The 25,770-nt window shown below is 33.8% G+C and carries 21 protein-coding genes; 17 read left to right on the forward strand and 4 right to left on the reverse strand.

What is annotated here, in order from left to right; genetic code table 11:
- The first annotated feature begins 159 nt into the window (after positions 1-159).
- The 5 genes from CLOLE_RS06240 to CLOLE_RS06260 all read left to right on the forward strand — a co-directional run bounded on the left by CLOLE_RS06240 (position 160) and on the right by CLOLE_RS06260 (position 6,508).
- Positions 160-2,493 (forward strand): DUF3160 domain-containing protein, encoded by a 2,334-nt coding sequence (locus CLOLE_RS06240; protein WP_013656232.1) that lies wholly within the window; start codon positions 160-162, stop codon positions 2,491-2,493.
- Positions 2,483-3,343, forward strand: a complete 861-nt coding sequence (locus CLOLE_RS06245) for a hypothetical protein (RefSeq protein ID WP_041712924.1) — start codon at positions 2,483-2,485, stop codon at positions 3,341-3,343. Before CLOLE_RS06240 ends, CLOLE_RS06245 begins: the two co-directional genes overlap by 11 nt.
- Before the next feature lie 130 nt (positions 3,344-3,473).
- Complete coding sequence (locus CLOLE_RS06250; protein ID WP_013656234.1) at positions 3,474-4,448, forward strand: Gfo/Idh/MocA family protein; 975 nt, start codon at positions 3,474-3,476, stop codon at positions 4,446-4,448.
- A 460-nt stretch (positions 4,449-4,908) separates the two neighbouring features.
- On the forward strand, positions 4,909-5,526 hold the full coding sequence (locus tag CLOLE_RS06255; protein ID WP_162145070.1) for a lysoplasmalogenase: 618 nt from the start codon (positions 4,909-4,911) through the stop codon (positions 5,524-5,526).
- Between the two features lie 190 nt (positions 5,527-5,716).
- On the forward strand, positions 5,717-6,508 hold the full coding sequence (locus tag CLOLE_RS06260; RefSeq protein ID WP_013656236.1) for a RelA/SpoT domain-containing protein: 792 nt from the start codon (positions 5,717-5,719) through the stop codon (positions 6,506-6,508).
- 106 nt (positions 6,509-6,614) lie between these two features.
- On the opposite strand, the gene CLOLE_RS06265 is transcribed toward CLOLE_RS06260, so the two are convergent.
- A complete protein-coding gene (locus tag CLOLE_RS06265; RefSeq protein WP_013656237.1) occupies positions 6,615-6,899 on the reverse strand; it encodes a hypothetical protein in 285 nt (94 codons plus the stop codon).
- 272 nt (positions 6,900-7,171) lie between these two features.
- Here CLOLE_RS06265 and CLOLE_RS06270 point away from each other — a divergent pair, with 272 nt between their 5' ends.
- The 3 genes from CLOLE_RS06270 to CLOLE_RS06280 all read left to right on the forward strand — a co-directional run bounded on the left by CLOLE_RS06270 (position 7,172) and on the right by CLOLE_RS06280 (position 10,935).
- Complete coding sequence (locus CLOLE_RS06270) at positions 7,172-8,212, forward strand: YheC/YheD family endospore coat-associated protein (protein WP_013656238.1); 1,041 nt, start codon at positions 7,172-7,174, stop codon at positions 8,210-8,212.
- 295 nt (positions 8,213-8,507) lie between these two features.
- The gene (locus CLOLE_RS06275; protein WP_013656239.1) at positions 8,508-9,740 is read left to right on the forward strand and encodes an ATP-grasp domain-containing protein; all 1,233 of its coding nucleotides are present in this window, start codon (positions 8,508-8,510) and stop codon (positions 9,738-9,740) included.
- Between the two features lie 166 nt (positions 9,741-9,906).
- The gene (locus tag CLOLE_RS06280; RefSeq protein WP_013656240.1) at positions 9,907-10,935 is read left to right on the forward strand and encodes a YheC/YheD family endospore coat-associated protein; all 1,029 of its coding nucleotides are present in this window, start codon (positions 9,907-9,909) and stop codon (positions 10,933-10,935) included.
- 220 nt (positions 10,936-11,155) lie between these two features.
- Here CLOLE_RS06280 and uxaC read toward each other — a convergent pair whose 3' ends face one another.
- Together uxaC and CLOLE_RS06290 are read right to left on the reverse strand one after the other, a co-directional pair.
- Entirely contained in the window at positions 11,156-12,562 is a 1,407-nt protein-coding gene (gene uxaC / locus CLOLE_RS06285) for a glucuronate isomerase (RefSeq protein WP_013656241.1), read from the reverse strand.
- 27 nt (positions 12,563-12,589) lie between these two features.
- Positions 12,590-13,585, reverse strand: coding sequence for a LacI family DNA-binding transcriptional regulator (locus CLOLE_RS06290; RefSeq protein ID WP_013656242.1), 996 nt, complete (start codon positions 13,583-13,585; stop codon positions 12,590-12,592).
- 176 nt (positions 13,586-13,761) lie between these two features.
- Here CLOLE_RS06290 and CLOLE_RS06295 point away from each other — a divergent pair, with 176 nt between their 5' ends.
- From CLOLE_RS06295 to CLOLE_RS06315, 5 genes are all read left to right on the forward strand, one after another.
- Complete coding sequence (locus CLOLE_RS06295; RefSeq protein WP_013656243.1) at positions 13,762-15,225, forward strand: tagaturonate reductase; 1,464 nt, start codon at positions 13,762-13,764, stop codon at positions 15,223-15,225.
- 12 nt (positions 15,226-15,237) lie between these two features.
- Positions 15,238-16,674: a UxaA family hydrolase gene (locus CLOLE_RS06300; RefSeq protein ID WP_013656244.1), complete on the forward strand. Its 1,437-nt coding sequence runs from the start codon at positions 15,238-15,240 to the stop codon at positions 16,672-16,674.
- A gap of 49 nt (positions 16,675-16,723) precedes the next feature.
- On the forward strand, positions 16,724-17,485 hold the full coding sequence (gene kduD, locus CLOLE_RS06305) for a 2-dehydro-3-deoxy-D-gluconate 5-dehydrogenase KduD (RefSeq protein WP_013656245.1): 762 nt from the start codon (positions 16,724-16,726) through the stop codon (positions 17,483-17,485).
- A gap of 105 nt (positions 17,486-17,590) precedes the next feature.
- Positions 17,591-18,421 (forward strand): 5-dehydro-4-deoxy-D-glucuronate isomerase, encoded by an 831-nt coding sequence (gene kduI, locus CLOLE_RS06310; protein ID WP_013656246.1) that lies wholly within the window; start codon positions 17,591-17,593, stop codon positions 18,419-18,421.
- 209 nt (positions 18,422-18,630) lie between these two features.
- Positions 18,631-19,452, forward strand: coding sequence for a sugar phosphate isomerase/epimerase family protein (locus tag CLOLE_RS06315; protein WP_013656247.1), 822 nt, complete (start codon positions 18,631-18,633; stop codon positions 19,450-19,452).
- 101 nt (positions 19,453-19,553) lie between these two features.
- Here the strand turns inward: CLOLE_RS06315 and CLOLE_RS06320 are convergent, their stop codons facing one another.
- Positions 19,554-20,522, reverse strand: a complete 969-nt coding sequence (locus CLOLE_RS06320; protein WP_013656248.1) for a pectinesterase family protein — start codon at positions 20,520-20,522, stop codon at positions 19,554-19,556.
- 401 nt (positions 20,523-20,923) lie between these two features.
- Between CLOLE_RS06320 and CLOLE_RS06325 the strand changes: the two genes are divergently transcribed.
- The 4 genes from CLOLE_RS06325 (at position 20,924) to CLOLE_RS06340 (ending at position 25,760) form a co-directional block, all read left to right on the forward strand.
- Complete coding sequence (locus CLOLE_RS06325; protein ID WP_013656249.1) at positions 20,924-22,303, forward strand: ABC transporter substrate-binding protein; 1,380 nt, start codon at positions 20,924-20,926, stop codon at positions 22,301-22,303.
- A gap of 233 nt (positions 22,304-22,536) precedes the next feature.
- The gene (locus CLOLE_RS06330; protein WP_013656250.1) at positions 22,537-23,880 is read left to right on the forward strand and encodes an ABC transporter substrate-binding protein; all 1,344 of its coding nucleotides are present in this window, start codon (positions 22,537-22,539) and stop codon (positions 23,878-23,880) included.
- Between the two features lie 55 nt (positions 23,881-23,935).
- Positions 23,936-24,841: a carbohydrate ABC transporter permease gene (locus CLOLE_RS06335; protein WP_013656251.1), complete on the forward strand. Its 906-nt coding sequence runs from the start codon at positions 23,936-23,938 to the stop codon at positions 24,839-24,841.
- A gap of 55 nt (positions 24,842-24,896) precedes the next feature.
- Entirely contained in the window at positions 24,897-25,760 is an 864-nt protein-coding gene (locus CLOLE_RS06340) for a carbohydrate ABC transporter permease (RefSeq protein ID WP_202945213.1), read from the forward strand.
- The last annotated feature ends 10 nt before the right edge of the window (positions 25,761-25,770 follow it).

The following is a 25,770-nucleotide window of genomic DNA, read 5'->3' on the forward strand; positions in this document are numbered from 1 at the left end:
ACATGTGACTGAAAATTGGGTAGAGATGCGATTAGGATAAGTAAATATTTATTTCAATATTATGAATGAATTATCGTATAAATGTAATAAAAAATTAACACAAGTTATTTGAAGATTTGTTATAATTAATTATCATGCATTTTATGAGGAGGTATTTTTATGAAAAGGCGCTGGCTTTTGCGGATAGGAGCTATAGTTTTAACAAGTACACAGCTTCTATCCCTATTAGGTTGCACTAGGGAGGAGCCTCAAACGTTTTCGGAGCTAGTTAACTCCAGTACGAGTAACAAAGAGGCTTTAAAGGTAACGGAAACAGGTTCAATTATGCAGCTTTCAGCTTTACCAGAGAAATACATAGCGGATTACAATTATAAAGATATTACGTGTGTACCACAGGTGGAGCAAATGCCTGTAGCAGATGATTTTTCTAATGTCATCAACTTTGATCAATTTGAAGGCTTTACCTCTAATCAATTACAAATGCTTAAAGAAAATGGCTTTGTAGTGATGCAACCTAGGGCTGAATATCCATACTTAAAATTGCATCAAGTGTATGAAGGAGGACAGTATACCAAGACACCTTTATTTATTACAACTGATGCGGTACTTAACTTATATCATATTTTTTATAGCGAAAGCCTAAAGGGGTTAGAAGCTTCTGAGCTTAATGAGGAACTTAATCGATTTACTGGTATTATGCTCAAAGAAAGTTTGGCTGTATATGAGAATCCGGAGAATGCTAGTATTAAGAAACAACTTTTGAGAATTACAGCTTGCTATGGAGTAGCTAATAAGCTTCTAGGAGAAAATACCAAGCTTCCCGATGAAGTGCAAAGTCTTGTAGATGAAGAAGTAAATTTAATAAATACAGCTAAAGAACTAACTACTTCTCCTATTACAGGTAAAAAGTTAGATTATACCCAGTATACAGTAAGAGGTCATTATACAAATGCAGAGAGATTAACTCGTTATTTTAAAGCAATGATGTGGTATGGGCAAGCTGGCTTTGAAATGATTGACAGTAATAGAAAATTTAGTTTAGAAAACACCCAACTTTCTTTAATGATGAGTTTACTTATTCTTAATTCAAAAGAAGCTACTGCAAGTTGGGACCGAATTTATACGGCAACTTCTATTTATGTAGGGGCAGCTGATGATTTAACCTTATACGATATACAGCCAGTTATTAAAAAGGTGTATGGTGAAAAGGTAGGTCTACTGAGTTTTATGGATTCATCAAAGGAAACTTCATTAAGAAATGAAATAGAAGGTCTAAGGACTCCTGAGATCCAAAATAAATTAGTAATAACTCAAGGAGTAGCTACAGGGATGCAGTTCCGTGTTATGGGGCAACGTTATACCATAGATGCTGATATTATGCAAAATTTAATGGAGCCATTTTTAAGACCTGTACCTTCAGGTTTAGATGTGACAGCAGCATTAGGTAGTGAACGTTCTGAAGAATTAGTATTAAAATACTATAAGCCAAATGAAAAGTGGGAGAATTATTTACCTACTTTAAAGAACCTGCAAGACAAATGCAAGGTACTTTCAAACAAAGCATGGGAAGCAAACTTATATTCAGGATGGGTATGGGCGATTTCCTCTGCTACAAAGTCTTTTGAGAAGATAGAAGGTATGCCGAGCTTTATGAGGAATGAAGCGTGGACTGATAAGAGTATTCATACAGCTTTAGGTAGCTACGCTGAGTTAAAGCATGATACAGTCCTTTATTCAAAACAACCTGTAGCAGAAATGGGTGGACCACCAGAGAATATGCCTTATATTTATGTAGAACCAAATATTGAAGTTTATGCTAAGCTTTTAAGTCTTACAGAAAATACAATGACTAGCTTATCTTCAAGAAATCTCTTAAGAGATGAGACGAAAGAGGTTCTTGAACGTATCCAGAAAGATTTAAAAATTATTTTAAGTTGTGCCAAAAAAGAATTAACTAATGAAACGTTTACAGCTGAAGAATATGATCGTCTAAGTTCTTTTGGCGGTATGGTAGATTCAGTAAGTACCCAGCTAGCAAGTATGAATATGTCTATTGATGCAGCTACTACTGAGAATTATACATCTGCTGTGATTTCCGATGTAGCTACAATTTTGGATGCCGGAAATTATCTAGAATTAGGTTCAGGTTTGCCTTATGAAATTTATGTTATTTGTCCTTATAAAGGAAAACTTTTTTTAGCACAAGGAGCTACTTTTAGTTACTATGAATTCTTATCAGATACAAGATTAACAGATGAAGAGTGGCATAAGTTATTAGGAATTGAAAAAAGCATTAACAAGGAATATGGCTTTGAAAGTATTACAATGACTACCCCAACAGAAGGACTTAAAGATTTAGTACCTGAATGGACAAAATCTTTTGTATCTACAGAGCCTAACAAGGTAACGACTACCAGTGTAGAAGTCATTTGGGATGATGCTATGTTACCTGATAATCCAACACCAGGACCAGATGGTTTATATGATTATTAAGCTGTATAAGAAAAAGCAATTAAGTAAAAAACAGATAGTTAGCTATTTGATGATGATAGGAATAATTGTACTGGTAACTATTGGATTTATTATAAGCAGTCCTGCCATAAAAGAGATAGTAAAGACAGAAGTAGCGGATATAGAAGGTCAGGGTTATACACTTACTTTGAAAAATCATCAGTTGTATGTAGAAAATTCAATTACTAAAGTTATAAGCACTTTGCTAGAAGGGCCTTTGTTAGATATGACCTGCTACGATATGAATCAAGATGGAAAAAAAGAACTTTTAGTATTAACTCTGAATAAGGAATCTTCTAAGGTTAAGGGGAGAAGTTTTGGAAGAGAGTTACAGTTTTATACATTAGAGGTAGAGAATGAACTATTAACGCCGTATTTAATTTACAAAAATGATATAAGTAGTGTAAATCCTTTTAGTTTAAGAGCAGGCAAATTAGAACCAGGTGAGGCGTATACGAACATATTTGTAGGTGTTTATAAAAATACAAAATATTATAAAGAAGTAATGAATAGGCCGTTTTTCTTTTCATGGAATGGTGAGTTTATAGAACGTAAGTGGACTGGTTCTTATTTATCTCATAATGAATTAATGGATTTAGTGTTCGTTGATCTAACAGGAGATGGTGCTGATGAAGTTGCGGTTTTAGAAAAAACACCAGCAGGGACCTATCAAGTTTCTTTATATAAGTGGCTAAATTTTGGCTTTGATTATTTAACGACTAGCAAACAGACTTATCCTCAGCTAGGCTGTTTAAAGTTAGAAAAAAAGGGTGAGCAAAGTAAAATAAAGCTTCAATATTCTAATGGAGCTGAGGAAGAGGTAGATTTTTAATCTATCTCTTCTTTTGCGTAAAAAAGAAAGATATATCTTTAGGATATTGTTTAACAGACAAAAAGACGATATAGTAAAAACAGGGTGACACCCAAAACGGTAATAAAGACACAGGAAAAGAGGGATTGAGATGAAGATTGCTATTTTAGGGGCAGGGAATATTGCAAGTGTTATGGCTAAAACAATAGGTCAAATGGAAGAGGCAAGCTGTTATGCAGTAGCAGCCAGAGATTACACACGTGCCAAAGAGTTTGCGGAGGAATATGGCTTTCAAAAAGCTTATGGTTCCTATGAAGAAATGGTACAAGATCAAGAAGTAGAACTTGTTTATATTGCTACACCTCATTCACACCACTATGAGCATGCTAAGCTTTGTTTAGAATATGGCAAGCATGTATTATGTGAAAAGGCTTTTACAGTTAATGAAAAAGAAGCTAGGGCTCTTATAAGTCTAGCAAGAGAAAAGAAGATACTTTTAGCAGAAGCTATTTGGACCAGATATATGCCATCTAGAAAACGTATTAATGAAGTATTAGCAAGTGGCATCATTGGAACACCACATACACTTACTGCTAATTTAGGTTATGTCATTGCAGATAAACCAAGAATTATTGAACCAAGCTTAGCAGGTGGTGCTTTATTAGATATTGGTATTTATCCTATAAACTTTGCACTAATGGCCTTTGGTGATGACATAGAAAGTATAAGTTCAGCAGCAGTTTTATCAAATACAGGTGTCGATTTGCAAAATAGTATTACTTTTAAATACAAAGATGGTAAAATGGCTATTTTAAATAGTACAACTTTAGCCTTGACCAATCGAGAGGGTATTATTTCTGGAGATAAAGGTTATATGGTAGTCGAAAATATCAATAACTGTGAACGTATCCGCATTTTTTCTCATGATCGAAAAGAAATTGAGAACTTTATTATGCCAAAACAAATTTCAGGCTATGAATATGAGGTAAGAGCTTGTATTAAAGCAATTAAAGAAGGCAAGCTAGAATGTGAAGAAATGCCACATATAGATACACTACGTGTATTAGAAATTATGGATCAGCTTAGAAAAGAATGGGGTGTTTCCTATCCTCAAGAAGAATGTTAAAATAATACATTTGGTAGATACAGGTCTATTTTGCGTTAGGCTTGTATCTGCAGTGAAGATGGAAAATTCATAATTTCTACCCCTATGAAAGGGACATCAAAGCACTTAGGTAAAAGCCTAGGTGCTTTTTTGTTGAATAAAAAATATTGAATAGAAGGAGAGGAAGATTATGAAAAATAAAATTAAACCATCTATTTTACCAGGCTTTATGGAGCTTACTCCGAAGAATCAACTAACTTTTAATGAAATGATACGTTGATGTAAAGGTGTTTATAGATGTAAAGAATTTTAGAAAAGTATAGCATATGGTTGAATGAATTTTACCTACTGTGCATAGAAATTGATATAGAAATAATAGGCTAGTGTAAAAAGTTTTATTATCAAATGGGGGATATTTATGCATTATATTTTATTTTGTACCATGATCATATCATTAGGTGGACTCATTATATCCACTTATATGGGAACTGTACTTTGTAGAAGAATTTTTAAGGTACTTACGAGTTTATTATTTATAGGCACAGCAATGGTAAGTAGTAAAAGAAACTTGGCTCATAAAGTATATCACTATTGGATAATAAGTGGTCTTGTACTTTCAACGTTTGGAGATGTATTTTTGGCCTTTTCTGGGAGAAACAATTTTTTATTAGGAGTAGCGTGTTTTATTGTAGCTCATATATGCTATATCATAGCATTTTCTTGTTTGAGAGGAATAAACAAAGAAGATTTTTTGCGTTTTGGAATCCTACTTATACCTTTGATAATAATCCTATTGGTAGGTAAATTTGAATTTAAAGGAATGTTGCCATTGGTAATGGGTTATATGTTTATTATAGGATTTATGGTAGTAAAAGCTATTTCTCTTAAGCGATATTATCAGGATAGTAAAGTGGCTGTTACATTAACAATAGTGGGAGCTTTATTATTTTTAATTTCTGATGGTATTTTATTATTTAAGATATTTGGAGTAGAAGGGCTTCGATATGGGGATTTTTTTAATTCATTAACCTACTATGTTGGTCAGGAATTATTGGCTATTAGCTTGGCGTGGCCGATTGCTATTAGGGAAGAGTGTTAAAATGTGTATCTATTCACTTTTAGAGAAAATCAATAGATATCAATGACAAATGAGCTCTAAACTATTTGATTAAGATGAGTTGATAAGTATATAATATAAGTGATAGTAGAAAAAGTATAACCACTGTAAGGATCAACGAAAAGAGGATATACTATGACTTACATAACTTAAGATGATAAGGAGTATAACCATGATAACAGACTTTAATCTAGATGAATTTTTACTGAAGTATCCTTATACTTTGAAATTGATTGAAGAGAATAAAATAGATATAGCCACTCTATCGTCTATTTATGAAGATTATATTACTCATATGGATGCTTATCAAAATCATGGTGATTTTATTGCTAACATTCTTCGATCCCAAGAAAGTATTCATACGGTTAAATCAAGAATGAAAGAACCTGATAGACTGATTGAAAAAGTGATTAGAAAAGTGGCAGACAGGAAGCTGAAGTATGGAGAAGAATTTCAGTTTACAGTAGAGAATTATAAAGACGAAATTAATGATTTGATAGGTATAAGAGTTATCCATATCTTCAAGGAACAGTGGCAGGAAATTCATGAATACATTGTTAGTACTTGGAATGTTATAGAAATTACTGCCAATGTAAGAGAGGGAGACAATGTGGATGTCTTTAAAAACCTGGATATAGAAGTAAGGTCAAGAGCCTCGGGATATAGGTCAGTACATTATCTAGTGGAGTTCTACCCAACCAATCAAAGAGTGATTGCAGAAATTCAAGTAAGAACTATTTTTGAGGAGGGGTATGGGGAGATTGACCATAGATTACGATATTCTCATATAGAAATTCCGGAGATTCTTAAATCCAACTTACTTTTGTTTAATCGTATTATAGGCAGTGCAGACGAAATGGCCTCTCTTATTAATACACTTAGTAAAGAGTGGTGTGAGAAAGAAGTCACTTATCAAAGAATTATAGAAGAACAGAGACTAGAGATTGAAAGATTAAAGAAATAGAGTAGTTAATAGATAAATAGGTTGTTATGAGAACTGTTGAATATAAAAGAGCAAAAAACTAGGCCCTTTAAGCTATCTATAAAGATAGTTTAAAGGGTTTAGTTTTTTACAAAGCACCTTTTATATCTCGGTCTAATGTATCAATCATTTCAGCAACATCATATTCTAACGCAGTATGGCTGCCAAATTGATGAGCAAGGGTTTCCTCTATATAATGCTTTTTAGTAGCTAAAATATGTTTTTCTGCTTGATCAGGAGGATAGTTTTGCATAAGAGTTGAATAGTTTTGTTCATAATGTCTTTTGTAATCTTGACTATCTAGATAAATTTCTTGATCATGTTTTTGACCGTTAGCATCTAAGTAGGATACAGTAAAGTTAAATTGACTCATTATATTCACGCCTTTCATTGTTTTATTATGTTTATTATTCTACGAGGTTAAAATTTTATTCAAAGAACGTGGATTCAAATTTCTATAAGATATTTATTAATGTACTCGTTCTGTGTTAAATTACGAATGCATTTTCAGTCAGTATAAGGTGATACAGTTTGATTACAATTTTAGGGTTTATTACAAAAAGCAACATATTTCTCTCACCGATTGTCTATAAAACGAATAATATATTACTATACATTAATAAATTAACGAAAGGAATGATCTGAGTGATATTGATTGGCTTTCTTCATCAACGTAAGAATCCTGAAGCAGTAAAAAAAGCCTTTGCATATGCAGCAGTTGCTAAAGCTGAAGGAGCTACATTACTTTATTTTTCACCTAAATGTGTAGACTTTGTAAATGAAAAAATAAATGGATATATTTACGAAGATGGAACATGGTTACAGACTGAAAGTCGCTTCCCAGATGTTATTTACAACACAGGATGCCCTGAAAAATTGAATCGCTCAAAAGAAGTTATCAATAAACTCAAAGAGAGGATTCCCTTTACTTCCTATTCGGTTGGACGTAAAAAGAAGGTTTATGAGCGGCTAAAGAATGAAAAAGAATTTAGTGATTATCTTATTCCACAAGAAAATATGGAGTCTACTGAAATTTTCTTAGAATTTCTGGAATTTTATGAAAGGATAGTGTTTAAACCGGTAAATGGCCGAAAAGGACAAGAGATTATGTTTATAGAAACAAAAGGTAATGAGTATCATGTAATAGAGAATAAAGAAAGTTCAACATACAAATTGGATGAGCTTTGCCAAATAATTTCTACGAAGATTCATGAAAAAGCCTATATAGCCCAGCCCTATATTAATTGTAGAACTAAAGATAATGTGGTGTATGACATTCGATTACATGTTCAAAAAAATTATAATGACCAATGGCATATTACTTCGATTTATCCTCGTTTTGCACCCCATGGAACTATAGTCACTAATATCAATAGTAATGGTTCTACTAACTATCTTCTTCCGTTCTTAGAGCAAGAGTTTCCTGATTCGTACTATGATATTAAATGTTATCTCGAACACTTTGCTCTTCAATTAGCAGAACACTTAGATTCCATTCAAGAAAAGTATTTTTGTGAATCGTTAGATGAACTTGGTATCGATGTAGCACTTGATGATAGGCAAAAAATTTGGATTTATGAAGTTAACTGGCTCCCAGGTTGTCCTCCTACCTTTTATTTAGAATTGGATGTTGTCAAGAATCTTATTTACTATGCTATATTCTTAGCCCAAAAAGGTAAATTATAATCATTGATTCTTGGAGGATTTTTATCTGTTCATTAAAAATAGAGAGAATATAGGTATAAAAGGGCTGAGGTAGATAGACGTATGGATGTGCTGTAAATACACCTAATCATGTTAAGCAAATTAACAGGATTCATCAGAGGGGAGTTTTAGAATATAGAATAGGAATAACTTAGCAGTACCCATAGATTCAACTAAATACCTCCAGTATTACAAATGTAGGACTGGCTTATGCTTGTAAATTTGAATGATTTAAGAGTATTTAGTAGATATAAATATGAAAAGGAGGCCTATTACAATGAAAACAGTTGTGTTTTTAGATTCTCAAAAATCAGGCTCTAGTCGCGAAGCAATTAAAGCAGCAGAACAATTAGGATATTATACAGTATTATTAACAAATAGAATTAAATTTATCAAAGAACGTAAATCCAATCCGGATATACATTTAATAAGATTGGTGGATTTAGCTAATATAGATGATATCAGGAAAGCACTCAAATTACTTCGTTTCAAATCATTAGACATTTGTGGAATTATTAGTTTTGTTGATCCTTATTGCCATCTTGCTAGTCAGTTGGCTACTGAGTTTGGAGTTAATCATTTTTCAACTGAAGCTATCAAAAATATGGAAGATAAAATTCTATCAAGAAAGGTCCTTGCTAATACCAGCTATTCTCCTCATTTTCTATGTATTGATAATCCTTCTTCAGTCTCGGATGATGAAATAGAAAGTATCTTACCAGTTATCATTAAATCTCCACTATTTTCAGGTTCAAAAGATGTTATTAAAGCTAATAACATCTTAGAATTTAAAGAGTTTAGTAAAAGTTTATTTGATAAATATCCAGATATTCCAGTGTTAATTGAGGAATTTATTGATGGCCCTCAATATTTAACGGAATGTTTTATGATTGAAGGCAAACTGCATATTATTGCTATTATTGAACAAGAAATCACCTTTTTCAAACGTTTTATTATTACAGGCTATAATTTGCTACTTCATCCTACCCATGATTTCTATGAAAGTCTTTATACTTCGATAGAAACTATTCTTCAGCTTCATGGTATGAGAAATGGTACCTGTCATTTAGAAATGCGTTATGTAAATAATAACTGGAAGGTTATAGAAATCAATCCTCGTATTTCTGGTGGTGCAATGAATAAATTACTAGACAGTGCTTTTGGTATTAATGTAGTGAAAGAAACCATAAAGTTTGCTATTGGTCAAGAACCAGACATTAGCTATAGGTTTAAAAAACATGTATTTGCTGATTATATCGTTTTATCTGAAAAAGGAATTTTAGAAAAAGTCATAGGTAGAAATAGAGCGAGTAGATGTCCTGGAGTGCAGCATGTTTATATTAGAGCCAAAAAAGGTATGACAGTACAACCTCCTATGTCCATGGGTTATCGCTATGCCTATATTATTGCTACTGGCAGTACAGAAGAGGAAGCTAGAGCAAATGCAAAATATGCTACCTCCAAAATACAATTTATTCTTTATCCCCCGCAAAAAAAGGATTTAATATGAATTCATTAAAAAATCTTCAATGGTTACCCACAAAACTGATAAGGCAGCCTTTTTACTAGTTTTGTGGGTAAAATTGTTGAAAGTGAATATCACGGAATAATTATCTTACATATGATGGGACTAGAAGCATATTATTTTAGTTTTTATATGTAAAGGAGAGAGGATAATGGTTTTGATAGGATATTTGTATGTGAGAAGACATCCTGGAAAGTTATTAAGAGCATATCACTATGCTTGTGCTGCTAAGGAATTGGGAGCAGATTTTATGTATTTTACACTTAATGATGTTAATTATGAAAAAAGGCAAATTCATGGTTATATACTTGTTGATGGAAAATGGAAAAGAGCAAATAGACCATTTCCAAATGTTATGATTAATGCCTACGTTCCTAAAAGACATCACAGCTTAAGAGCATTATACGAGCTATTAAGACTTGAAATACCTTGTACTACTTTTTGGGTAGGAGATAAAATGATGATTAACAATCGATTAAAAAAAGGGGGCTTATTCGAGAAATATATTATCCCATCTAAAAAAATAGATTCTGTTAAAGATGTATTTCATTTTCTTGAGCAATATCCAAAAGTTGTTATTAAACCTTTAAATAGCCGTCAAGGCAAAAATGTATATTATATTGAAAAAACAACTAATAGTTACATTATAGAAATAGATAATAAAAAGCAAAGATATGATTATGAGCAAATATCACAAATTATTTCTGAGAAACTTAAAGAAAAACAGTACCTAGTTCAGCCGTATATCAACTCTAAAACACGTGATGGACGATCATTTGATCTTAGAATACATCTCATAAAAAATGGAGATAACAAATGGGTTAATACTACCACTTATGCTAGGATTTCTTCTAGTGAAAGTATTATTTCCAATATTCATCATGGTGGAAAGCGAGTTCCTCTTGATACGTTCTTACAACAAGAATTTCCGCAAGATGTTGAAGAATTGACAAAAGAACTTAAAACCTTTGGTCTAGAACTTGCAGCACATTTTGAAAAACAGGCCCATAAAGAATTTGATCAACTAGGAATTGATGTGGGTATTGATGAACAAAAACGGTTTTGGCTTTATGAAATTAATGGAAGGCCTGGTTATCCACCCAGTTTATTTGGAAAGGTTGGTATGGAGAAAAACCTTATTAGCTATGCTATTCATTTAGCTAATAAAAAAGATAATTGAAATAAAGAATGTCATTCAGATGTTGTAACTGTTTAAAGGGTGATATAGACAATCTAATGATTCAGAATTAACGATTATTATTTGCATGAGAAATAAGCGATAGAATGCATTAGGGATTTTTTGTACACGTAACATAGATACTCCAAGTTTCAACCAATAAAAAAGCGTTGCATTTTCGCAACACTTTTTTTGTTGGTTGAAACTTGGAGTTTACTAGCTCTTAAGCATTAAAACCAAAGTATTTATTTGTATTGTTAAATGAAATATCTTGAACCATTTCTTTAAGGACTTTCATATCAGCTGGATATTCTCCGTTTTCAACCCATGTACCAATTAAGTTACAAAGGATACGTCTGAAGTAATCGTGTCTTGTATAAGATAAGAAGCTTCTTGAGTCTGTAAGCATACCAACGAAGTTACCAAGTACTGAAAGGTTAGCAAGGCTTGTCATTTGATCAATCATACCTTGTTTTGTATCATTGAACCACCAAGCAGAACCTTGTTGGATTTTACCAGCTACTTCTGAGCCTTGGAAACAACCAAGAATAGTACCAATAGAAGCATTGTCATTAGGATTTAATGAGTAAATGATTGTTTTTGGTAATTTATTTTGAATTTGTAAGGCATTCAGGAAAGCAGCTGTTCCTTCAGCACAGTTACGAGTATTGATGCAATCAAAGCCTGTATCTGGGCCAAGTTTAGCAAACATAGCTTTGTTGTTATCACGAATAGCACCGTAGTGAAGTTGCATTACCCAACCGCGTTTTTCATAAGCTTCGCCTAAGAAAAGTAAAAGTGCTGTTTTGTATTTTTCCATTTCATCATATGTAACTTTTTCGCCAGCTAAAGCTTTTTTGAGAATAGCATCTACTTCATCGTAAGAAGCAGAGTTATAAACTACATAATCAAGACCGTGGTCAGAAGCGCGGCAGCCCATTTTGTGGAAGAAATCTAAACGTACATTTAATGCAACAAATAAACTTTCAAGATTTGTAATCGCAATTTCACTTACTTCTGCAAGGTGGCGAATATAAGATACAAAAGTATCCTTTTCAATATTAACAGCTTTATCTGGTCTCCAAGCTGGAAGGACTTTAACTTTGCAAGTAGAATCTGCTGCAATTTGTTTGTGGTATTCAAGAGAATCAACAGGATCATCAGTTGTACAGATGAGTTTAACGTCAGAAGCAGCGATAATATCTCTTACGTTCATTGAACCAGATTGAAGTTTTTCGTTGCAAAGATTCCAAACTTCTTCAGCAGTATCACCATTTAATACACCTTCATAACCGAAGTATTTACGAAGTTCAAGGTGTGTCCAATGATAAAGAGGATTCCCAATAGTTTTTGGAAGTGTTTCAGCCCATTTTTGGAATTTTTCTCTATCAGATGCATCACCAGTGATATATTTTTCTTCTACACCATTTGAACGCATAGCACGCCATTTGTAGTGATCTCCACCAAGCCATACTTCAGTGATGTTTTTGAAGCTTCTGTTTTCAGCGATTTCTTGAGGATTGATATGACAGTGGTAATCGATAATAGGCATTGAAGCAGCAGCCTCATGATAAAGTGTTTTTGCTGTTTCATTAGAAAGTAAAAAATCTTTGTCCATAAAGTTTTTCATGAATAGGTCTCCTTTAACAATTGGGTTTTATAATTTAAAAGTATCTCTTTCAACTAATTTAGCGGAAAGAGTCATTTTATTCGTAACGGTTTTTCCATCAAAGACATCGGTAAGTACATTAACTGCGGTATTGCATAGGGTTTCTACCATGTTATCTACGCTGCTTAATTTAGGCATAGCGCACTCGCAAAGTAAGGAGTTATTAAAACCAATAACAGGTATATCTTCTGGAATACGAAGACCTTTCTTTTGTAAGGCATGCATAGCACCTATGGCTAATTGGTCTTCTGAAGCAATGATAGCTGAGAAATGGATGTCTGCATCTAATAACTCTATAACAGTGGCTTCAATTTGGGACATATCTTTATCTACTTTTGCAATAAGCTTAGGATTTACACCAAAACCACAGTGCTTAAGAGCATCCTTAAAGCCGTTTAGCTTTTGAAGACCGCTATAACTTTCTACGTCATAAAGGTAGAGAATATCATGGCACCCTTTTTTGTTTAGGTGAATGACTTGATCATACATAGCTTGATATTCATCACAGGTCACGCAATAAGTATTAGGTACATCAATAAGACCATTAATAATAACAGTAGGTACCTTGGCAGCAGCTTTTTCAATATGAGAGTTGTCGGTTTCTTCTTTGAAAATAGAACCAATTAAAATAAGGGCATCTACACGTTTTGCTAAAAGTAAATCAATGTATTTTTGTTTATCTTCTATGTTTTTGCCAGTAGAACAAAGAAGGGAATCATAACCATATTGTCTTAGTGCGTTTTCAATGACAGAAACTGCTTTTGCATAGAAGATATCAGCTACATCAGTGCAAAGCACACCTATCATTTTCATTGTATTAAGTCCTAAGCCTCTAGCGAAGACGTTAGGTGTATAGCCTGCTTCCTCAATAACACCTAATACCTTAGCTTTCGTTTTTGTGCTTACATTAGGACTACCATTAAGCACTCTTGAAACAGTGGCAATGGATACACCAGCACGCTCGGCAATATCATAAATATTCAAAACTTCATCACTCCTTTGCTTTCTGTAAGTGCTTTCAAAAATATTATAGTTTCTCTAAAAATCAAAGTCAATGTCTAATAAATAAATTATTAATTAATTGTTGACTTTTAAGGGATTTATTATTACAATCAAAAATGTAAGGGCTTACAAAATGGCTTACAAAACGGAGGTATAAAATGAAAAAAGTAAATGAAGGCATTGTTAAAAAAGAACGTCCTCTTAAAGTACTTCAATTTGGTGAAGGTAATTTCTTAAGAGCATTCGTAGAACAAATGATAGATGTAGCTAATGAAAAAGGTTGTTTCGATGGCTCAGTTGCTCTTGTAAAACCTATTACATTTGGTAACTTAGAACGTTTCAAAGCACAAGATAATGTTTACACAGTTATTCTTAGAGGAAAAGCTAATGGTGAAACAGTTAATGAGAAAAGAATTATCACTTGCGTAAGCCAGAGTGTAGCAGCTAATGAAGATTATGCAGCATACGAAGCGTTATCAAAGGTAGAAACACTTGAATTTATCGTATCTAATACAACTGAAGCAGGTATTGTATATGACGAGAGTGACGAATTTGAATTAACACCTCCTAATACATATCCAGGTAAGCTCACTAAGTTTCTCTTTGACCGCTACAAACACTTTAATGGAGATCTTTCAAAAGGATTAAAAATTCTTCCAGTAGAGCTTATTGAGAAAAACGGAGAAAAATTAAAAGAATGTATTTTAAACTATATTGCACTTTGGAATCTTGGTGAAGCGTTTGCCACTTGGGTAAAAGAAGCCAATATTTTCTGTAACACTTTGGTAGACCGTATTGTAACAGGCTATCCAAGAGAAGAAGCAGCAGTACTTTGCGAAGAACTTGGTTATCAAGATGATTTATTAGACGTAGCAGAGCCATTTGGTCTTTGGGTTATTGAAAGTGATAAAGACATTTCAGAAAGCTTTGCACTAGATAAAGCAGGCTGCAATGTAGTATTTACAAATAACTTAAAACCATATAGAGATCGTAAAGTTCGTATCTTAAATGGTGGTCATACAGGCACCGTACTTGCAGGTTATCTTGCAGGTGAAAATATTGTAAGAGGTTGTATGGAAGATAAAACCATTCGTACTTATATGGAGCATTTATTATTTGATGAAATTGTTCCAACAGTAGATCTTCCACATGATGAAGTAGTAGATTTTACAAACTCAGTTATTGAGCGTTTTGAAAATCCATTTATCGATCACAGTGTACTAGCTATTTCACTTAATTCGGTATCAAAATGGAAAGCTAGAAACCTTGTAAGCTTCCATGACCACTACGAAGCTAAAGGTAGCATTCCTAAATATTTAACATTCTCATTTGCTGCACTTATGGCATTCTACAATTCAAATAAACTTGTAGATGGTGCTTTAATTGGTAAACGTGGTGAAGAAGAATATCGCATCATGGATGATGCTGATGTACTTGAATTCTTTGCTAGCCGTGTTGGCAAATTAGAAACAGCACAGCTTGTAAAAGAATTTACTTCACATACAAAATTCTGGGGTAAAGATTTAGGTGAGTATAAAAACTTCAATGATACAGTTACAGCTCACTTAGAAAGAATTACAGCAGTAGGTATGAGAAAAGCACTCGAAGAGTTAATAGGATAGGAGAATAAACCTATGTTAGATTTTATTAAAATTAATGAAAAAGATAATGTGATGGTAGCTCTTAAAGAAGCTGAAGGTATTCCAGCTGGTCATAAAAAAGCCATTGTACCTATCAAAAAAGGTGAAGCAATTATTAAATATGGTAATCCAATTGGTATAGCAACAGCTGATATTAGTGAGGGGGAATGGGTACATACCCATAACCTAAAAACTGGTCTTGGTGATTTACTTGAATATACCTATGAGCCTGAAGTTAAATTATTAGAAGCTCATGCACCAGCTACATTCAAAGGTTATAAAAGACCAAACGGTAAAGTGGGAATTCGTAATGAAGTATGGATTATTCCAACAGTTGGCTGTGTGAATGATATTGCTAAAATGATTGAAAAAAAGGCACAAAGTTTAATTAAAGAAAATATTGATGGTATTTATACTTTCACACACCCTTATGGATGTTCACAGTTAGGTGATGACCTTTTAAATACACAAAAAGCATTAGCTGGTTTAATTAATCATCCTAATGCTGGGGCGGTACTAGTACTCGGGCTTGGTTGTGAAAACAACACCATAGACGGCCTCAAAGCAGTAATTGGTGACTACGATGAGAAACGTGTTAAATTTGTTGTTTCTCAAGAGCATGAAGATGAAGTAGCAGTAGCACTAGAAGTCCTTGGCGAACTTGTAAATTATGCCTCTGGATTTACTAGAGAAGATGTACCTGCTTCAGAGCTTGTTATCGGATTAAAATGTGGCGGGTCAGATGGATTCTCTGGCATCACAGCTAATCCATTAGTAGGCGCTGTATCTGATAAATTAATCAGTGAGGGTGGCACTACCATTCTTACTGAAGTACCTGAAATGTTTGGGGCTGAAACGCTTCTTATGAAACGTTGTGTTAATGAAGAAGTGTTTGACAAAACTGTTTCGCTCATTAACAATTTCAAAAATTACTTTATTAAACATGATCAAGTGGTTTATGAAAATCCATCTCCAGGTAATAAAAAAGGTGGTATTTCAACACTTGAAGATAAGTCTTTAGGATGTACCCAAAAAGGTGGAAGTGCACCGGTAGAGGATGTTCTTACTTATGGTCAGCCGGTTGTTACTAAGGGACTCAATCTACTTCAAGCTCCTGGTAATGACCTGGTTGCATCAACAGCCCTTGCTGTTTCAGGTGCTCATATTGTTCTTTTTACAACAGGTAGAGGTACACCATTTGGATCACCAGTACCAACTGTGAAAATTTCAAGTAATAATGAATTATATGCTAAGAAGAAAAACTGGATTGACTTTAATGCAGGTCAACTTTTACTTGGCAGAACAATGGAAGAGGTTTCAACAGAATTTTATGCCTATATTTTAGCATTAGCGTCTGGAGAAATTCAGTGTAAGACAGAAGAAAATGGTATTCGTGATTTAGCTATCTTCAAAGATGGTGTTACATTATAAAGTAAGCTTTTATTATAAAAAATAAATACATATTTAGGAGGTAAGTCAAATGATTTTAGATCAATTTAGCTTAGAAGGAAAAGTAGCAATCGTAACAGGTGCATCAACAGGTTTAGGTCAAGGAATCTCTCTTGCATATGCAGAAGCAGGTGCAAAGGTAGTAGGTGTTGACTATGTAGAAATGCCAGAAACACAAAAAGCTATTGAAGAAAAAGGTGGAGAATTCGTAGGTATTGTTGCTAACTTAATGTCAACAGATCCAATCGAAGGTATTATTAATACTGCAGTAGAAAAATTCGGTAAAGTAGATATCTTAGTAAACAACGCTGGTATCATTAGAAGAGAAGACTGCATTGATTTCTCTGAGAAAAACTGGGATGATGTTATTAACATTAACTTAAAAACAGTATTCTTCTTCTCACAAGCAGTAGCTAGAAAATTCATTGAACAAGGTAATGGTGGTAAAATCATTAACATCGCATCTATGCTTTCATTCCAAGGCGGTATTCGTGTACCATCTTACACAGCTTCTAAATCAGCTGTAATGGGTATCACAAGAGCTATGGCAAATGAGTTTGCTGTGCACAACATTAATGTAAATGCTATTGCACCAGGCTATATGGCTACAAACAATACAGCGGCTCTTAGAGCAGACCAAGATAGAAGTGAAGCAATCTTAGATCGTATTCCTGCAGGACGTTGGGGAACACCAGCAGATATGCAAGGTCCAGCAGTATTTTTAGCATCAGAAGCATCAAACTACGTAAATGGCTACACAGTAGCAGTTGATGGTGGTTGGTTAGCTAGATAATCTATGTAAGCTTTAAGAATGAAGAAGTTATTTGTTAATAATAAATAAGTGTCCTCATCTTAGATGAGGATGCTATAGTTGATGAGAAGGAAAGGAAGGTTTAACGTGGAAGTAAGATATAGTATTAGTCCTAATGAAGCAAAAAGAATGACTACAGAGGAAATGAGAGAAAATTTCCTCATTGAAAACTTATTCATGCCAGGAGAACTTAAATTCCTTTATAGTCATGTAGATCGTATTATTGTAGGTGCAGCTGTTCCTACAACTAAAGCCCTTGTTATCGAAGGTTCAAAAGAACTTGGTAGCGATTATTTCTTAGAAAGAAGAGAAATGGGTGTTATCAATATTGGTGGTAAAGGTATTATTGTAGTAGATGGCAATCGTATTGAAATGGATTATAAAGATGGCCTTTATATTGGGAAAGAAACAAAAGAAGTTTCTTTTGAAAGTGTAGATGGCAATAAACCTGCTAGATTCTACATCAACAGCGCACCAGCACATGCAGTATATCCATTACACAAGATTGGTTATGAAGATGCTAATAAGAGATATTTAGGTACGCCAGAAGAAGCGAACGTAAGAACGCTTAATCAATATATTCATCCAGCAGTATGTAAGAGCTGCCAGCTTTCAATGGGCCTTACAGAACTTCAAAGTGGTAGTTTATGGAATACTATGCCATCACATACACATGAAAGAAGAATGGAAGTTTACTTATACTTCAATATGGAAGAAAATGATATCGTATTCCATATGATGGGACAGCCACAAGAAACAAGACATCTCGTTATGCACAACGAAGATGCGGTTATTTCGCCAAGCTGGAGCATCCATAGTGGTGTAGGTACAAAAGCATATAGTTTTATTTGGGGAATGGTTGGTGAAAATCAAAACTTTGATGACATGGACCACATCCAAACTAAAGATTTAAGATAAGATTAGTTCACTCGTTTATTTTTGTAGAAATCATTTTTGTTATATTTTATAAAACGGATAGGAAATGCCATGGCCTAAGCATAGCTTAAAAGTGGCTAAAAATAAATTAACATATTATACTCAAAAATTACCCTCAAAAAAAGCATTACTTAATCCTGAAATAAAGTAATGCTTTTTTATTAATGAAATATAAAAGGATGGATGCATAGATGAATATAGGTTTGAGAGCACATGACTATGGTAAGAAACCATTAGAAGAGCTTTTTAAAAGAATAAGTGATGATGGTTTTCATGAGATTCAATTAGCTATTCCAAAAGCAATTGAAGGCGTTAATAGTTTAGAGGATGTAGATGAAAGTTTATTAAAAGATATTAAATTAGCTATGGAAAAATATGATATAGCTATTCCTGTATTTGGTTGTTATGTAGAATTGGGTCATTTAGATTCTATAGAAAGGCAGAAACATGTAGAACGTTTCCTACTAGGCATGGATTTTGCAAAATATTTAGGTGCAAGGTGTATAGGTTCAGAAACAACTCACTTTAGCATGGATAGTACAGATGAGGAAAGAAGAATTGCCTTTGAGGGACTTGTAGATTCTGTTGAGCAGATTGTAAAAAAAGGAGAAGAAATAGGGCTTGATGTAGCTATTGAGCCAGTTGCACTTCATACTTTAAATACACCAGAACTGACAAAAGAGTTATTAGAAAGAATTCCTTCAGAACGTCTAAAAATCATATTCGATCCTGTTAACCTTTTAACATCAAAAAATATAGAGGAACAAGAAAAATTGTGGAATCGTGCATTTGACTGCTTTGGTGATAAAATAGCCGCGCTTCATATGAAAGGAACACGCTTAAATGAAACAGGCGAACTAGAGAAAACGAATCTTCAAGATAATGCAGCGAATTTTAAGCGTATCATTGATTGGGTAAAAAAGAATAAACCTGAAACAACTGTGTTAAGAGAAGAAATTAAACCAATAGAAGCGAAAATAGATAGAGCTTTTATGGCGGAACTTATTAAATAATTTAGAAAGTAAAGCAATAGAGTGAGACAAATTTTTTTTGTGATTTATAAAAAAAAGTTTGTCTCACTCTATTGTTTTAGTATTTTTTGACTTTGTTAAAATTAACTCCAAGGAGTCCAATTATCACTACCGTTTAGTACATTTTGACGAGAGTAATGTTTAGCCTCCATGTCACTTAATAAATGAGACCAATTAACACGTTCTGTAGGAGTATATCCTGGGCCTTTGTTGTTATATTCACCAAAGAAGTTTACTTTTTCACTGTCAGGCTTATCCCAGTTATGCCAACCTGCAGGGATAATATGAGCTCCTAAATCACAATTAATAAATACGCTTTTGGCAAAATGCCTCCAAGGACGTCCTAGATAAACGGTGTGTTTTGGACAATGACTAGTAATCTTACAATCTTCAAAGACATAACCATAAGCTTGGCCTTCAGGTGTGGAAGGAGCAGTAATATAGCCGTTTACTTTTTTGCCTATATCATTAGAAAAAATGGTACAGCTATAAAAGAAAGCGGTAGCAGAGCCGAAGATAAAATCGATATCTCCTTGGATGTAACAGTTTTCATAGTATTGTCTACCATTAATGCGAGGTGCATTTTCACGGGGACCTCTAAATGAACCAGGTACAATAGGCTTGGGTGGTAATGGGCCTGTAAAGAGGGTATCTTGATAGCCTATAAAGCGGCAATTTTTAAAACACACACGATCGCCGTCCACATAAGCAGCAATAGCTTGTCCTACTTTGTCACCTATGCCACTACTATTTTCAATACAAAGATTTTCTGCATGAAAATCAGATGTACCTACAAACATGGTATAGGAGTTGAAGGTACCATAGCTTTCGCCAGTAGGAAAAAGCTTATAGGCATAATCATCATAAGTAATAATTGTTTTATCAGCACTTTCGCCAATAAGTCTAATGTAAGGAGAAGTAATGTGAATTTTTTCCTTGTAAACGCCATTTTTGATGTATATTGTACACCAAGTTGTATTAGAGCTTGGAATACTATCAATAGCAGCTTGCACTGAATCAAAATCTCCTTGGTTATTCTTTGCTACAATCATGTTTACACATCCTTGTCATCATAGTATTTAACAATAGGATTATAGCATAGAAGGAAGTTAGTTGTTTAAAATCACCATAAAAATCATACTTTGAGAACAAGATATGTAAAAAACATGCCAAAGAGAACAATATTATGTATGGTTATTTAATTAATAAGATATATAATTTTAAATATATAATAATTATATAATTAACAAAAAAAGTTAGATAAGACATCAAGAAACTAGAGTGAAGATCAGAATGAGTTAACTAGAAAAAGACTTAAGTTTATATGTCAGCTCCAAAGCTACTTACTTAAGGTACGTACTTTGAATACATAAATAAGCATGTGTAGTAAAAGCTGAAATGAAAGGACACAAAACCTTTCACACTAATAATTCATTTTTTAGGAGGATTTAGTATGAAAAAAGCATTAGCAATGGCAATGTCAACTTGTTTATTAGCAACTTCACTAGTTGGTTGTGGTAGTAACGAGTCAAAACAACCAGAGGCATCAAGTACTCCAGCACCAAGCACAGAAGCATCTGCAAGTCCAGAAGCATCTGCAGAAGCTGCAGACCCATCTGCAGTAAGTGGAACACTCAGATTTAACTGGTGGGGTGGCGATGACAGACACACAGCTACTCTTGAAGCAGTTAAAGCATTCGAAGCAAAATATCCAAACATCAAAGTAGAAAGTGAATACGGCGGTTGGGATGGCCATGCTGAAAAGATTACTACTCAAATGACAGGTGGTACAGCAGCAGACGTTCTTCAAGTTAACTATGACTGGTTAAGCAAATTCTCTCCAGATGGAACAGGTTTCTTAGATCTTGAATCTATGGGTTCTTACTTAGATCTTAGTACATTCTCAGAGGATGTATTAACATTTGGTAGAAGAAAAGGTGTTTTAAATGCAATTCCTGTTTCTACAACAGGTAGAAGTATGTACTTCAACAAAACAACATTTGATAAAGTTGGAGCAGAACTTCCAAAAACTTGGGATGACCTTCTTGCGTTAGGTGAGAAATTCTCAGCTCAAGGTTTATATCCATATGACTTAGATACAGGTTCTGGTTTCCCAGGATGGTATAACTCAATTGTATATATGCAACAAAAAACAGGTCATCTTTTCATTAATGAAGATGGTACACTTGGATTTACACAAGAAGATATCAAAGAAGGTCTTGATTTCTACAAATCTTTAGAAGATGCAAAAGTAATTAGAACACAAGAACAAAGATCAAATGAAGCTGGTACAACACCACTTTACCAAACACCATCTTGGTTAGATGGAAAAGTAGCTGGTGTTCTTGAATGGTCAAGTTCAATTGGTAAATTTGAATCTGCATTAGAAGAAAAAGGTCAAGAATTAGTTCTTGGTAATCTTTTAACACTTGATGGTGCACAATCAACAGGTTGGTTCATGAAACCTTCTTTATTATTTGCAATCAATAAAGATACAAAATCTCCAGAAGCAGCAGCAGTATTATTAAACTACATCTTAAATGATCCAGAAGCAGCAGTTATTCTTGGAACAACAAGAGGTATTCCAGCTTCTTCAGCAGCAAAAGAAGCATTACAAGCTGCAGGTGAGCTTGAAGGTCTTGCTTATGAAGGTACAAAACAAATCGAAGACTGTCAACCAATCATTATGAGCCCATACTTAGAAAACTCTATAATGAAAGAAATTTACAAAGAAGCTGTAGAAGCCGTTTCTTATGGAACAGCAACAACAGAGGAAGCAGCAGCTACAATGTATGAAGAATTAGTAGACACATTAGAGTCAATTGCTCAATAGTATTTACAATGCTCCCCTTTAGATTTATCTATAGGGGAGATATTCTTTAAATTGTTGATTGTAACTATAAAAATAGTCGATTGATAGCAATATATGTATTATAGTGTAGAAAAAGAACAAATTTTAGTATGGATTACTGTTAAAAAATGCTATATAATTTCAATATAGGTTATTAGTATTAGATGAAATGACTAGAACTTGACCGAAACGAATGACAACTAGGAGGATTTAAGATGAAAAGAACACTTGCAATGGTAATGTCAACATGTTTACTTGCAACTTCATTAGTTGGCTGTGGAAGTGATAATGCCAAAACAGAAGCACCAAAAACAGAAACACCAGCGGAAAAAGTAGATGTAACAGCTGATTCTGTTACACTTAGATTTAACTGGTGGGGCGGGGATGATCGTCACACAGCAACATTAGCTGCTATTGATGCTTTCAAAGCTAAATATCCCAATATTTCAATTGAAGCTGAATACGGTGGTTGGGATGGTCATGCTGAAAAAATCACTACACAGATGACAGGTGGTACAGCCGCAGATATTCTTCAAGTTAACTATGACTGGTTATTAAAATTCTCTCCAGATGGAACCGGTTTCTACAATCTTGAAAGTTTAGGTGATTATTTAGACCTTAGTACATTCAATGAAAACGTATTAGCATTTGGTAGAAGAAAAGGCATTTTAAATGCTATCCCAGTTTCTACAACAGGAAGAAGTACATATTACAATAAAACAACTTTTGATAAAGTTGGTGTAGCTGTTCCTAAAACATGGGATGAACTTTTAGCATCAGGTTCAGCATTTGCAGCGCAAGGCTTATATCCATTTGACCTTGATACAGGAGCAGGTTTCCCAGGGTGGTATATGAGTGTTGTCTATATGCAACAAAAAACAGGTCGTCTTTTCATTAATGAAGATGGCACGCTTGGATTTACACAAGAAGATGTTAAAGAAGCGCTTGACTTCTATAAATCTTTAGAGGATGCGAAAGTAATTAGAACACAAGAAGAAAGATCAAACGAAGCTGGTACAACACCACTTTACCAAACACCATCTTGGTTAGATGGAAAAGTAGCAGGTGTACTTGAGTGGAGTAGTTCAATTGGTAAATATGAAAAAGCATTAGAAGAAAAAGGTCAAGAATTAGTTCTTGGTGATCTTTTAATGATGGATGATGCCAAGTCAACAGGTTGGTTTATGAAACCATCTTTATTATTTGCAATTAATAAAGATACAAAATATCCAGCTCATGCAGCGACATTCTTAAATTATTTATTAAATGACTCAGAAGCAGCACAAATTCTTGGAACAACAAGAGGTATACCAGCATCTTCAGCTGCTAAAGAAGCACTTGCATCAACTGGAGAACTTGATGGCATTGCTTTTGAAGGAACAACTCAAATTGAAAACTGTGATCCAATTATCATGAGTATTTATATGGAAAACTCAGAAATGAAAGAAGCTTACAAAACAGCAGTTGAGCATGTATCTTATGGTACCAAATCAACTGAAGAAGCGGCAGCTGAAATGTTTGAAGAAATGACTGATATTTTAGATGCAATTGCACAATAGTAATAAAAAAAATAGGGCAAGCTTAACTTGCCCAGTATAAAATGAGGGGGGACTTATGAAAAGTACTGCTAAAAAGAAGTTCAATAAGAAGAATTATATCGGACTTCTCTATATTATGCCTTGGCTTATTGGATTTTTAGTATTTACATTATATCCAATTATAGCATCTTTTTACTTAAGTTTTACAGATTACAATCTAATGGATGCACCAACATGGATAGGTTTTGGTAACTTTACTAAGCTCTTTGGAAATAGACAATTCCTTAAAGCTTTAGGTGTAACAGCTAAATACGTGGTATTAGTAGTGCCGCTTAAATTAGCATTCTCATTATTTGTTGCTTTTATTCTTAATATGAATATTAAAGGGATTAATTTCTTTAGAACAGCATACTACATTCCATCTATTTTAGGTTCAAACGTAGCAATTGCTATTCTTTGGAAATTCTTATTTGCAACAGATGGTCTTGTTAACCAAGTATTAGGTGTTGTAGGTGTAGACCCAATCAGTTGGTTCGGTCAAGCAACACCAGCACTATTTACAATTGTATTACTTCGTGTATGGGAATTCGGTTCAACTATGGTTATCTTCTTATCAGCACTCAAAGAAGTACCAGGGGATCTTTACGAAGCAGCCGCTGTGGATGGTTCAGGTCCTTGGAGAAACTTCTTCCAAATCACTATACCAATGATTACACCAATTATTTTCTTCAACTTCATCATGCAGCTGGTAAGTGCCTTCCAGGAATTCAATGCACCATACTTAATTACATCAGGGGATCCACAAAAAGGAACATACCTCTTACCAATGCTTATTTATGATAACACTTTCAAACACTATAAGATGGGATATGCAAGTGCTATGTCATGGATTCTATTTATCATTGTAATGGCATTTACATTAATTACATTCAATAGTTCTAAATACTGGGTATACTACAGTGACAATGGAGGTGAAGAATAAGATGGAACAGCAACTTAGTCAAAATGCAACAGTAGAACAAAGAAGATCGGCAGAAATGCAAAGACAAGCAAAACGAAAAAGAAAGAAAGCTATTAAAATGGCTTGTATGTATGCTATCTTAATCTTCGTAGCTATTATCATGGTTTATCCAATTATTTGGTTAATTGGTGCTTCGTTTAAATCAAATGCAGAAATTTTTACTTCAATTGGATTTATTCCAAGTTCATTTGACTTCCAACCTTATATTGATGGGTGGAAAACAGGAACAGAATATACAATGGGACATTATTTCTTAAATACATTTAAGATTGTTGTTCCTAAAGTAATTTTCGTAGTCATTTCATCATCATTAACAGCATATGGTTTTGCTAGATTTAATTTCCCATTAAAGAAATTATTCTTCTCATGTGTAATTGGTACAATGTTACTTCCAAATATTATCTTGAGAATTCCAAGTTACATGATGTGGAAAACTTTCGGTTTACTTGACACATATGCACCATTAGTGCTTCCAGCATTATTTGCAACAGAATTATTCTTTGTATTTATGCTCATTCAGTTCTTTAGAGGTATTCCTAGAGATCTTGATGAAGCAGCTGAAATCGATGGATGTGGAAGCTTCCAAACCCTTATACAAATTTTATTACCAGTGCTTAAACCAGCACTTATCTCATGTGCGTTATTCACATTCATGTGGACAATGAATGACTTCATGGGTCCATTAATCTTCGTAACTTCAGTTAAAAAATATCCATTAACAATTGCTCTTAAAATGTCAATGGATGCAACAAGTGGTACCTTTGACTGGAATAAAGTTATTGCTATGTCACTTGTTGGTCTTGCTCCATCAATTATCGTATTCTTCTCAGCTCAAAAATACTTTATTGAAGGTATTGCAAGTAGTGGTATTAAAGGCTAAGAGGAGGAAT

The organism is Cellulosilyticum lentocellum DSM 5427, from assembly GCF_000178835.2.
In the GTDB taxonomy this organism is placed as follows: Bacteria; Bacillota; Clostridia; order Lachnospirales; family Cellulosilyticaceae; genus Cellulosilyticum; species Cellulosilyticum lentocellum.